This is a genomic window from Umezawaea endophytica (genome assembly GCF_025061645.1).
GTDB lineage: Bacteria > Actinomycetota > Actinomycetes > Mycobacteriales > Pseudonocardiaceae > Umezawaea > Umezawaea endophytica.
Genome location: NZ_JANYMP010000057.1, coordinates 1 through 12,347 on the forward strand (window position 1 = coordinate 1; position 12,347 = coordinate 12,347).

The 12,347-nt window shown below is 64.7% G+C and carries 7 protein-coding genes; all 7 read right to left on the reverse strand.

Annotation, left to right across the window (positions count from 1 at the left end):
• Nucleotides 1–557: 557 nt before the first annotated feature.
• The 7 genes from NZH93_RS49100 to NZH93_RS49125 all read right to left on the reverse strand — a co-directional run bounded on the left by NZH93_RS49100 (nt 558) and on the right by NZH93_RS49125 (nt 11,273).
• Nucleotides 558–1,667, reverse strand: a complete 1,110-nt coding sequence (locus NZH93_RS49100; protein WP_259630283.1) for a hypothetical protein — start codon at nt 1,665–1,667, stop codon at nt 558–560.
• Nucleotides 1,668–1,846: 179 nt separating this feature from the next.
• On the reverse strand, nt 1,847–3,592 hold the full coding sequence (locus NZH93_RS49105; RefSeq protein ID WP_259630284.1) for a UvrD-helicase domain-containing protein: 1,746 nt from the start codon (nt 3,590–3,592) through the stop codon (nt 1,847–1,849).
• Entirely contained in the window at nt 3,589–5,463 is a 1,875-nt protein-coding gene (locus NZH93_RS49110; protein ID WP_259630285.1) for an ATP-dependent nuclease, read from the reverse strand. The genes NZH93_RS49105 and NZH93_RS49110 overlap by 4 nt, the downstream gene beginning before the upstream one ends.
• 315 nt (nt 5,464–5,778) lie before the next feature.
• Nucleotides 5,779–6,513, reverse strand: a complete 735-nt coding sequence (locus NZH93_RS51395; RefSeq protein ID WP_372507046.1) for a polyprenyl synthetase family protein — start codon at nt 6,511–6,513, stop codon at nt 5,779–5,781.
• A 274-nt stretch (nt 6,514–6,787) separates the two neighbouring features.
• Nucleotides 6,788–7,594, reverse strand: coding sequence for a hypothetical protein (locus NZH93_RS49115; RefSeq protein WP_259630286.1), 807 nt, complete (start codon nt 7,592–7,594; stop codon nt 6,788–6,790).
• The gene (locus NZH93_RS49120) at nt 7,594–10,704 is read right to left on the reverse strand and encodes a hypothetical protein (protein ID WP_259630287.1); all 3,111 of its coding nucleotides are present in this window, start codon (nt 10,702–10,704) and stop codon (nt 7,594–7,596) included. The genes NZH93_RS49115 and NZH93_RS49120 overlap by 1 nt, the downstream gene beginning before the upstream one ends.
• Nucleotides 10,701–11,273, reverse strand: coding sequence for a hypothetical protein (locus tag NZH93_RS49125; RefSeq protein WP_259630288.1), 573 nt, complete (start codon nt 11,271–11,273; stop codon nt 10,701–10,703). The genes NZH93_RS49120 and NZH93_RS49125 overlap by 4 nt, the downstream gene beginning before the upstream one ends.
• Between the last annotated feature and the right edge of the window lie 1,074 nt (nt 11,274–12,347).

A 12,347-nucleotide genomic window follows, 5' to 3' on the forward strand; every position in this document is an offset into this window, starting at 1 on the left:
CGGGAGTACCAAAGGATGGGAACAGGGCCGACCAGCGGTTTTATACCGGCAGCTTGGTGCTGGAGTCATCATTCGGCCTATCCACGCCCGACTAGCGGCCCGGTGACGGGTCGATCGGACCCGTCACCGCCTCGTGCGATCCCTCTCAAGCCGAGCGACTGCGGGCTGCCCTCGAACAACCCAGGAAGGCGGGGGAGTTGGGGGAGGGTTCCGCACCCATTGTCACCTCCGCCGGATGGACAGTGGAGTCGCGTCCGAGATAAAACGAACCCCGGCATATCGCGACGCCACAAGCGAGCCTCGGGTACCCAATAGCAGCCTTGACCGTCGGCGAATCAGGGTGACTTGCCCGAGGCATTGCTGGAATTGACGCCGCAGGCCGCACGGATCTTGTCGGAGATCGTGGTGCAGCCGTCGCAGGATTACCAGCAGCGTCCGGCAGCCGAGGATGATGAGCGGCCCCATAACAACGTGCGCGCAAGACGCATAGTCGCCAGCTGGTCCGCGCCGTGTTGAAGGCATGTGCCAGCAACGCCGCAGGGCCTGGGATCAGGTCACTACTTCCCATCTTCTCGGGCGGCAGGCCAGATCTCCCACTTGTTCCTGTCGCCGCGGCGGACTTCCGCGTCGGGATGCTCGACCTCGAGGTCTTTCAGACGCTGAAGAACCTCCGCGATTGGCAGCCCTGACGGGATCACTGCCAGAGGCTGAGGCCGTGGCGTGGTGGTGAGGACGGTCTCCTTGCCTGCAGGAACGGTCAGCATGGCGCGGGCTTTCTGCAGACGTGCGGCCCAGTCCGGCCATGCCGGGCACGGGGCGATGTCCCTGAAGTCTCCTCCCCACGCGGTGTAGCCGTGCCAACTCGATGGGCTGACGCACTCCGAGCACATGTCCGCTTCGGTGAGGGGCGGCATCGCAGCGAGCTGGGTGAGTTGGCGGCTGTCGGAAGCGAGCTTCTGGCGCAGAGTGGCACGATCGCCCTTGTCGAGGCCCTTGGACGCCAGGCGTTGCTCGATTTCGCTAACCGAAGCCCGAAGTTGTCGCACCTCCTGCTCTCGCCGGATGCAGAAGTACATGTGCGTGATGGCGCGTCGGTCGGCGGGCAGGCGGCCGTGTTCGTCCACCACGCTCTCCGGATCGCCGACCAGGACGCGAAGCCGATCCACATCCGTTCGCATCTGATCGATGCGAGTGTCGAGTTCTGCAATTTCGGCAGCTCGCCTGCTCGGCTCGATTGCAGGCGCGCGATCACCGCTTCCAAGAGCCGCTCTGTCATTCAGAGCATGCTCCAGTTGAGCTTCACGTTCCAGGAGCCGAAGCCGCGCGGCGGCCTGGGCCTCGTCGAAGTGCGCCACACGGGCGAGCCGCTCCGCTTTGCTTCGCGCAACTCGCGCCGTGATCCTGGTGTCCAGGGTTTTCAGACGCTCGTCGACTTCCTCATCTGACAACGGCCGGAAGTCAGGCTCCGCTCTGGTCCACTGGTCGAAAACCGTGTCGGCAGCAGCCAGGTCGTCGGCACTATCCTCTGCAACCCAGGGATTCCATCGTCGCTCCTCATTCAGCCTGATGATGAGAGCTCGCGCTGCGGAAAACTCCTCGGCGGATGCCGTCGCCCACGGCTTCGGCTTCCATAGGGTGCCGTCAGGCTCCAAGATCTGCTCGGGCATCGCCCGATGGTATCGCCTGTCGATGGCCCCGAGCTTCCTCCGACAACCCAACGTGGTGCGAGAGCCCGAGTGTCTCGTGTGGCCGAGGTCAGCTTCTTGACGATTTGCGGCACGGTTTCTATCAGGAAGTGCGCAGGCTATGACGCTTGCGGCGTTGCGGTGGAGACGGCCAAGGAACTTCAGTGGCACATGTGTGTCGGCACCTGGTAGCGGTTCAGAAAGTCTTGCAGGGCAGCAATGCTGCCTTCGAGTACGGAGAGGATTAGGAGTCTACGTGCTCGGGTGACTGCAACGTAGAGGACACGGAGTTCTTCCTGTTCTTCGGCGGTCGTGGCGTTGCCTGTATGCCATCGTGTGATCAGGTCGTCGTCGGGCAGGAGCACGCAGACGGCGTCGGCTTCGTCGCCTTTCGCCTGGTGCACTGTGGTGAGGCGTGTCGTCGGGTGCTGTGGTGCCTGCTGGCCGATGGAGGCGATCTTGCTGCGCAGCAGGCCCTTGCCGCCGCCCGGTGCTGCCCCGCTCGGTCGCCACCACGCTTTGAGGTGGGCGTTCACCTCGCTCGCCCATGCTGCCGATGGCATGGGCAGCTCCAGCAGGAAGGCGTAGGCGTGGCGCCGTAGAACGGCCGGCGATAGCCCGACGGTGCGACAGATCCGCGTGATGCTGCCGGTCTGATCTGGATACCAGTATCCCAAGAGAACCTGCTCGGCTTGTTGGCATGCTTGATCGAGCTCGGTTGCCTTGGTTGTACCGGCTTGCAGGCATTGGTGTGCACGAGCGAGGCGAGTGATCGTGTTGCTGTCGGGCTCTGCACGGCGAAGGGCCGGTGGAAGCAGAGCGTGTTTACGGGCCAGTACAAGTACCGAGGGATTCGTGATGTCCGACTCGTGGTGGCGCTCGGCCAACTCGACGACCAACTCGACGAGGTCCTGCCCGGTGCGGCTGTGTGTCGTCTTGCCTGCCTTGCCGAACTTGGTGGGAACGAGGTGGACAGCGGGCCCGCTGGTGCGGACCACGCTGATGTCCGGAGGGCGGTTTCCGGTCCGCAGGGTTGTGGCCAGCGCGCAGATCGGAGGTGCGCTACGCCGGTTGCCTGTCAGGGTGGTTCGGTTGCCGAGTGTGTTCCGCATGTTGAGCAGTCGGGCCGGATCGGCTTGATTCCAGCCGTAGATCGCCTGGTCGGGGTCGGCGACGATGACGAGGGGGATGCCGTGGACGCGGAGTATGTCCAAGATGGCAAGGTCGGTGATCGAGCAGTCCTGTGCCTCGTCGACGATCACTTCGGTGAATCGTGAGCATAACGGAACCGCCATGCGACGCGGATCGGTGCGTAAGGCGCCGAGGGCGGCGAGACGGGCTTCGTGGCCGGTGAAGTAGCCGCGTTCGTGCCAAAGGTCTCGACACTCGAGTACGGCCTTCTTCCAGCGTGCCCACGGGTACGGCGAGTCGGACATGGTTCTCGTGGCGCTGCTCTTCTCTCCCGGCTTGTCGACATCTTCTCGGAGGGCGTCGGGGTCGAGGGTGAAGGTGAAGGCGGACAGTGGCACGGCGCGGGTTCCCAGCTTCACCTCGGCCTTGGCTAGCTGTGCCCACGACTCCAGCAGTTGTGGTGGCTGGGGCAACGTGAGGTACGGGGATACGAGGAACTGCCAGATGAATCCGTCGAGAGTGCCTATGTAGTGGGGAAACTGGGCCAGTTCCGGGTGTCCTTCGGTAATGCACCGGGCCTTCATCTGGTCGCGAGCGGTGCGCGTGAACGAGACCAGGGCTCGTCCACCACGGAGTGCACCCGACGGACGTTGAAGATGGCGAGAGACGATCACATGCGTCTTGCCGGCACCGGGACACGCCTGCACGAACAGGGGTGCGTCGGCGTCGATTGCGTGCTGCTGTTCGGCTTGGGCGTGTTGGATGGCCAGGCTCACTTGGTCGGTGCCTGTTCCTCGGCGGTCGTGATGTACTTGATTGCCTCTTGCAGGTAGCCGGGGATGGTGAAGGGCCGCGCAGGTTGCCGAGTAAGGATGTCGGCCAGTTCCTGTGCGAAGCGCGGTTTCGACACCTTTGTTCCCTTCGCTGGCTTACCTTCGTCATCGGGGTTCTTTTCCGGATCGAACAAGCCCCAGAACGCTCGGGATGGATCATCCGATTCGAGCACCATGTCCCAGCGCTGTTGGGACTGGGGATGACAGGCGAGGAAGGCATCGTGGAGGATGTCCTCATTGCCGGCCTGCCACAGTTGTGGTTCGAGTGAACGTTCACCTGCGAAGACACCGAGCCGCTCACGACCGTGCCGCTCTGCTTCTGCGTCGTAGTTGACAATCCGCTGCGGGTCGTCTTCCCCGGCTGCCCTGTCGGTGTCCGTGATCAAGGCGATGCGTTGGGCGATACGAGCATCCCCCACGGGAGTCAAGAGCAACTTCAGGTAGGTCGGGAACCCTACGCCCTCGACCAGCAGCATGGTCGTTCCGTGGAAGCGTTCCCACGCTTGACGGGCGCCAAGTACGTCCGCGGGTTCCGCATCGTCGGCCGGGGCGAGAACGCGCTCGGCGAATGCCGGCAGCAAGAGGGCTTCTGACAGACCTTCGACGAGGATTGCCCGTGGCGCATAGAGCAGGGCGTTACGGGTCACGTCGAGAAGCCGGTCGAGGTGGCGGATTTCCTTGTCTTTCAAGCCCAGAGCACCGACGGCCACCGCGCGCCCCTCCCATCGTCGGGTCTCCGGGTGGCGTCGACGAGTCATCACGACGATGTCGCGGACGCTGACCGCTGCTGAGAGCACCGGGGAGTGGGTGGTCACAACGACCTGGAGATGTCCGGCCGGGGCCGTTGGGTCGGCCTTATGGCCTCCGTTCTCGCTGGTTGTGAGTCGTGAGTCGTTAGCTCGACGACGGAGGTGTCGCAGCAGGAGGGTCTGTAGTTGCGGATGCAGATGGGCCTCGGGCTCCTCGACTAGCAGTACCGTCAGGTCGGTGTCCTTCAACGCTCGCAGTTCGGCTAGGACGGTGGCGATATACAGTGCGTTCGCGTAGCCCAAGCCCGATGACGTGAGCGGCCCGAGGATTCCTGGTGCGTCGCCTAGCATCATCTGCAGGGTCCGGGCGATCGAGGCCAGGCTTGGGTCGGTGATCTGAAATCCGGCTTGTTGTGGATGGGCGCCGGCGGTGAACTCCTCAAGCGGTGTGTTGATCTCTTCCTGCAACCGGGTGATAATTTCGTTTTCGATGATGTCGTTGAGCGCTTTCTGCGCCTGGTCGAGAAACGTCGATGTGGCTTCCTGGCCTCCGAGTAGCCCACTGAGGATTGCGCGGATCCTTCCGGCCGATGCACCACCCAGGTCGTGCACGGCGTCACGGAGCGGCTTGAGATAGACGTGCCGGACGCCGTTGCGCAGAGCTGGATCTGCGCAGGGGATGTCCGCGCCCCGAAACCAGCCCGTAGTACCCCGCCGCTCACCGTCGGCAGACCGCTGGTATTCGAGACCCCAGCGTGCATGGAACACACCGCGTGAGTCGGACTCCGACACCCGTCCCTCGATATAGGTGCCCGACTGTCCACTGGCGATATCGGCGAGGGTGACCCCCAGACGAGCGGCGAGCTCGCCAGCGGTGATCTCGGTATCGGTGGGCCACGGGACTCGGCCGTTGTCCAACGGTTCGGTCAGTACTCGCAAGGCATCGACCACGGTGCTCTTGCCGGCGTTGTTCTCTCCCGCCAGCACCGTGAGGTCCGGACGGAGCGTGACGGTCACGTCGCGGCATGATCGGTAGCTGCTCACATGAACCTGCGAGATGTGCATGTCCCGCCTTCATTGCAGGTGAGTTGTTGTGAGATGTGCATCCGAGCAGCTCGCCGGATCGTTACGCCTCATCACGAAAGGAGTGAGCGCCGAGGTCCTGTTACAGCGCCAATCTAAGCGCCGGTCGATCGGAGCTCAGACCCAGAAGCTCATGGACTCGTTCGACGGGCCAGGCGAGTTCGGAGGTAAAATCTACCGCCGACCTTGCCGTAGGAGAGCAGCGGACAGTACAGCTCGATCGGCTGGCCACCCGAGCGAGCCCGCACCGGCTTCCGGCACACTGTCGCCTCGCTGCACCCAGACCGACCCGGTCGGCTAGATCGGCGCGCCCGCGCGAGATCGTTCTGCGCGGGGCCGGACGTCGGGAGGGGCACCAAAGGATGGGAACAGGGCTGACCAGCGGTTTAGCTCCGGCAGCCTGGTGCTGGAGTCAAGTTTCGGGTTGTCCACGTCCGAGTAGTACCCATCGGGGGCGGGCTCCGGCTCGTCCCCGATCGGGGCGTCGAACGCCTTCGCTTGCACCTGCAGGGTGGCGGACTTCTCGTGATCTGTGCCGAGTTCCGATACGAGGGTGATCGTGGGAGACCCGAGCGGGTTCCAGGGCGCACCCGCAACCGGCACTCGACCGTATAGGCGGCGGTTTGCCATGGGCGATGAGCAACGCCAAGTCCACCGCCGCCCAGCGGGTGCCGGTCGCGGCCAGGCCCAGGTACTGACCGACCACGGTTTCGGTGCGCATCGCATCCAGTAGCGACCACACCACGACCGACCGAGCGGGATCCAGCCGCGGAGTTGATCGGCTCGTAGGCCCACCCCGGCGCCAGGTCTCCCAGCAAGATCGCGACGTGCTCGCCCAACTGCTTTGCAGCGGGGGTGCTCAGCGTGCTGGCCAGCGATTCGATGGTGCATGGCGGGTAAGCCGCGCCGGGTGGCGCTGCCGTGCATGACGTCGTCCTGGACGATCGCGAAAGCGTGGAACAGCTCCAACGATGCCGTCACCTGCACGACCGCGGTCGAGTCCGCGCGCGCCTTGCTTCGATCACAGTTCACTTAAAGATAGTGCCGCTACTCGGGCTCGTAATAGATCGTTAGGCCGAATGATGTGTCTTCGGAGTAAGTGTTCCACGACACGGCCACCACGCCGATCGCGCCGGCGCGACGAGCCAGCCAGGACTGCGCTTTCCCAAAAACCTCTACAGCCGACGCCCCTTCAAATGCAGCATATCTTGATACGCCGTCCTCGCTGTGTTCGCCTGTCAACATGACCTGCTTTCGCAATCCGACACCGGTGCCAACCGACACTGCGTGGTGTCCCTCCGCCCGGTCAAGGCGTCGGCGGGCTGGTGTATTCGGTGTGCTCGGCGTCGCGGATGTCCTCGATGTCCGCGGCGGAGTCGCGGTGCCCGGTTTCGCGTAGGACGACGGCAAGCATACGCAGCAATTCGTCGAGTTGGCCTTTCGGTAGATCGTGCAGTGTGGTGTGCAGAGTGTGCGCGAGCCGGACCCACAGCGACTCGGGTCGCCAGCGAGTGATCTCCCCCATGATCGCGTCGGCTTGCTCAGCAGTGGGGAAAACGCCGAGCCGAGGTGAGGGTGTAGTGAGAAGGAAAAGTCGTGCGGTGGCGGGAGTAGTGAAGCATTCTTCTTGCAGGAATCGCATGGTGGCGGTGGTTTGTCTGCGTGCCAGGTCGTCGAGGTGGGCTTCGTGGCGGGCGTGTTGCAGTTGCAGTGCGGCTTGGTGCTCGGCTGGTGTGACGGTCAGGACCGCTGTTGCCGCCACGATGATGTGATCGTCGTCAGGGTTGTGGTGGGGTAGCAGCGCAGCCACGGTGGCATTGAGGTCGTGCTGTGCGGCGTGGCGTTGCAGCACGCTCCAGCGCAGCGCGGCCGCCTGCAGATGCTGCCGGATCCAGTGAGCCGCGATGCACACCCCTGGCGGCGGGGCGGTCTGCTCGACTGGTGCAGGTCGTTGGTCCGACGACGTCATCGCGGTGTACGAGGGTGTGCGCGGAACCTGCAGGGTCAGGTGCACGCGCGCGGTGAAGCACAGGTTCTCGTCGTTGCTGCCGAGCTGATCGACCCAGGTGTGCTCGATTGGTGCGGAGCTGCGACGTCTGCGCCACAGGCTCATCAGGACTCCATCGGTGCTGTGATCGTCGGCGCTGTGGGCGGCGAAGCGGTCGGCGGCAATGCGATGGTGGTGGCGGGGGGTGTGGACGGCGTGGTGCTGGTGGCGTGCAATGCGTCCGTGTCGTCGTGCTGAGCCGGGACGGCCCGGTGGCGGGAAGAGTCCGCGGTAGTGAGTGCTGATTCGATAGGCCTGGCGAGGTCGGCGTCGAGACCGCGGGTCAGTTCCTGGTACAGCGCTTCGCATTCAGGTGCTTCGCCTGACCAGGCTCGAACGGCGCCGCGCAGTCCGTCACGGATGTGCCGGTCGTCGGCGGTGTCGCCGCGCACGGCCTTCCGCAAGATCGACAGGATGGTCGGACGCTGGGGCGGCGCGGACAGCGCGGCGTCGAGCCACGAGGTGATCAACGTGATCTGTTCACCGGTGAAGCGTTTCTCGGTATGCAGCAGCACTCGCCAGCAGCGGCTAAGTATCGTCTCGTCGGGAACGTAGTCGAGGTCCGGCTCGAGAATCAGCACCCCGCTGCCGTGCGAGGCGGATATTGAGCCCTGAGCGGTGACGCTGTCCATGTCTGGTGTGCGGTGCTCGACAGGGACGCCGGTGGGCTGTCTGCTGGTGAGGTCATGTTCGAGCGGCGGCCACAAATCGGACGGCTGAGTGTTTGGTGCTGGGGTGTCAGGTGTTTGCGTTTGGGTGCTGTCAGGGCCAGCGGCGACCGGTATGCGTAGGGCGGCCAAATGTGCGAACGCCACACATCCGGCTCGAACGGTGGCGTCGTTGACGCACCAGCTCGCGACCTCGGCGATAAGCACGGGCCGCGCGGATGGTTCTTGCCATAGCCGCTCGATGGCGCGTGTCAAGGTTGATAGGGTGTGCTCGTCGGCGTGGGCGCCCGCGTATTTGAGCCGTACCAGGGCTTTGCCGGTGTAGCGCTCCGCGAACGTGCCGGCACAGATCTCCAGCACCACATGACGCAGACCGACCTGCTGTGTTTTGGACCAATTCAGCAGCAGTTGGTGCACAAAGCCGCGGTGCGACGCTACTGAGGCGATCTCTTCGCCGAGCTCGACTTCGTCGGTGTCGTCGGCGCATGCCACCGCGTCGAGGATGGAGACGAGCTCGGCCCACAATGCAGGCCGGTCAGTGCGCCAGGCTTGAGCAAGCGTCTTGAGCGGGATGTCGCGGTCTTGGCGGTGGGCCCAGCGCAACGCGAAACGGACCACTCGGCGCGCGACCGCGCGTCGTTGAGCGTCGGTGACGGTTTCCATGGCGGCCTTGGCCTGGAACAGCGGTGCGGAAGGCAGCCAGGTGATGAAGTTCTCGCGTGCCAGTGGCCGATCGGCCCAGAAGTACTCCAGGATGGCGTCTTCCCAGCCTGAACGGCGGAACCGGATCCGGTCACCGTCGTCCTGGCGACCTTCAATCGCGTGCAGCATCTGGATGACACCGGGTGCACTGCGGGCGATGTCGTCGCTGGCGGCTTTCGAGTCGAGTTGCCTAGTGAGTTCGACAGCGCCGAGGTAGACGTGTGCGGCGGGCAACCCGGTCATCGCCGCGGCGGTCAACTGGAACGCTCGTTCGAAGGCAGTGCGTCCCGGCAGGCAATGCCAGGCTAGCAATTCGTTCTGCCAGTGGTCGCCCGCGCTGAGGACCATCGCCAGGCGGCGTGATCTGATGCTCTCGGTCTCATCAGTGCCGGTGCCGTCTGCTGAGGCAGGTTTGGTCGGAGCGGAGCCAAACCTGAGCACGGGCAGCAGCTCCACGGGGGTCAACTCGGCAGTCACGATCGAGTCGGCCACCGCGGCAGCTTGTGCGGTCCCGGCGGAATTGATGCGTTCGGTGACCGCAGTGTGGTCGAACCACCAGCCGGTGTCGACGCTGGGCAGCCGTCCGGTCACGCGCGCCTGTGCCACCTGCCGCAGGGTCGGCACCTGCACTACCGTGCTGGCCTGCACATAGAGGGTGTGATCGTTGCCTCCGATGCGTCGCCATTGCGAGGGCCTGGTCAGCACGAACAACGCACTGCCTTGCGCGGTCAGGCGACGACGCAGCTCTGGCAGGCAGTGGCTGAAGTCGTCCGCGACCTTGTACTCGTCCTCATCGGCGGGAAGTTGCAGAAACCACACCCGGCCGCGATTGAGCGGCAACCGCTCATGAGGAAAATGATCGACACCGGTGAACCGCAGCCGCGCGGCATCAACCATGGTGGACGCGAACTCACGCGACGCTGGGAATGGCACTACTAGGGGCGGCACTACTGCGGACGGCATTGCTAATGACGAAGCACCAGGGTCGGTGTGCGCCGATGCCGGGTCGCCGCTCTGGCGAGGACCTACGTGTCCTGACTGTCCTATGTCATCGGTGCGGATGGCGTGATTCGCCGCGACGATGTCCGGCTTGCGCGGGATGAACCCGAGCAGGCGGGCGGCCAATGCTTCGGCGTGAGTGGTGCGTCCCTGTCCCTCGCCGAGGTCGAACACGACGATCGGGTCGCCCGCCTGCACGCGCGTCAGCAGGTCCGTGGCTCCCGCAGGCTCGGCATAGCAGTTCAACACCTCTTGTAGATGCGCGGGCCGAGCCGGGGAATCGGACAAGGGCACGTGTCCGATCATCGTGTTGTTGAACTGTGCGCCGATGATGTTGGCGCCCTCGGCCACCGTGGCGAACGTCATCGACGTCGTTACCGCCGGCGTCTCATTTCCCGTCGCGGTCCTGGCGTCGTCGCGCGAGACGGTGAACACCGGCACGGTGCGTGCGGTGTCGCCGCTTTCGCTGCCACTGCTGTGGATCTCGTCATCAGCGGCGCTCGCGACCTCGTCCGCGGTGACCGCGCTCTGCTCCGCATCCGATGCGGGATTGTGAACCTCACCGTGCTCCTCGGCTGCATTCGCCGCAACCGGCGCGTCCTGTCGGGCCGCGGTGGAAGGAGAGGAAGGGTCCGGTGTTGACGGCGCCTGGTCGGATGACGGTGCCTGATCGGCCAGGCCGCTGTCCGGCGCGGCAGGCGCTTCGGGCTCGTCGACTGGAGCGCTGTCATGGAGTTCAGGGGCGGGTGCGCTGGGTGTCTTGTGCCGCTGGAAGGAGGTGAACCAGCGTTCGCCGCTGTCGTTCACAGGCTCCGTCCGCTTTGAAAGCCGATCACGGTGCCACCGTGCTCTACCGAACCGATCTGCTGGCGGATGCGCGCGGTGGTGTCAGGTTGGAGTGCGTCGACGCGCGCACCGGTCATGTCACCTCGCACTACGTCGGCGGTCTGCTCCACTTCGATCATCGCCTGTACATGTGCGGTGAGGTCGATCGGTGCGCCTTCCACCTGTTCCAGTGCGGCGTGCATGCGTCCGAGGCAGTTCATCAACTGCTCGTCGTCGGCCTTCACCGGTAGATCGTGGGTTCGGTACACCTGCAAGACCCGCATCGCGTCGGCCAGTTCGCGTTCGGCCTCGACCGCGTCCGCTGCCTGTCCGGTGCCACCGGGTTTCGTGCTGTTGTGCGGGGTGCCGGACGTCGTCGGCGGTAGAGCCGCTTCTGCAGCGTTCCGCTGGGCCCGCCGGTCGAGGACCGCGCTGGCTCGGTCGAACAGGAACTTGACGGCATATCCCACACCGACTGCGCCCAGCGATGACAGCGACACCGGATCCATTGAGTCGACTCTCCTATCGAAGCAGATGATCGTCGTGATCACGGACAACGCTCGTCGTCGTGATCTACACATCCGAGCACATCTCATCAGCGACGCATCAAGTTTCCCGATCGAAGCACTCGATCGGCGCAATCATGTTCCCGCTTCCGCGCGGGGAAAGGTGCGACAGGAATGCGAGGGGCGTCGGCGTGTAGTGAGATGACGTGCACAAACGATCACGCTGGGGTGCGGGGAAGGCACTTTCGGCGCTGTTGGGCCGGCTTGTGCTTATAGGACAGAAAGTGGCTACTCTGGGTCGGCGGGCTCAGATACAACGCAAAAAGGTGAAAAACTGTGTACCCGCACACCGGTTGAGCATATGAGAACCAGCCGCTGAGCGCCGCTACTTCGGCCGCCGTCGTAGCGGTCGCCGCGGCAGAGGACACGCCTCGGCTCCGCGGGCGCGAGCCGTTTGACATCCACTGGTTGTGGCCTCGGCGGTCAACCTGGGTGCCTGCCGCGCCAGTGCGACCGGCTTGAGCAGTGCGGAAGGGCGCAGCAGCCACCAGCTCGTGTCGGCGACTACCAACGCGGAAGCGGCGGCGAGAAGGAGTCGCGTGCGGACCTTCCGCCGACGCCGGATGTCGAATCGTCGCAGCATCGATCGTCCAGCTGTGGGAACGGAGACGGCGTCGGCGTTCACGCTGGCGAGCTCGCGTGCCACCAGGTCGAGTTCGTTGAGGGTGGTCTAACAGGCGGCGCACCTGTCCATTTGCTTCCGCATGGCCTGCAGTTCGGGTCCGGTGAGGTGACCGAGGACGTAGGTGCCGAGTAGTTCGTGTCTGGAGTCGTTCACGGCCGCACCCCAATTTCCTGCATGGCCAGCCGCAGCGCCTTGAGTCCGAAGAAGACGTGGGCCGCTTCGAAGACAAGCGACGGGCCGCAGCGACGGAGCCGCCGTCGGAGGCCAGTGGCGGCGGCATTCCCTACTAGCTGTAGGTGATCTCGGTACGTGCCGCCGCCCTGGCCGGACCTCGGGAAGGGCACCACCCTGCGCGAGATCGTTCCGCGGAGGGCCGGACCTCGGGAAGGGCACCACCCTGCGCGAGATCGTTCCGCGGAGGGCCGGACCTCGGG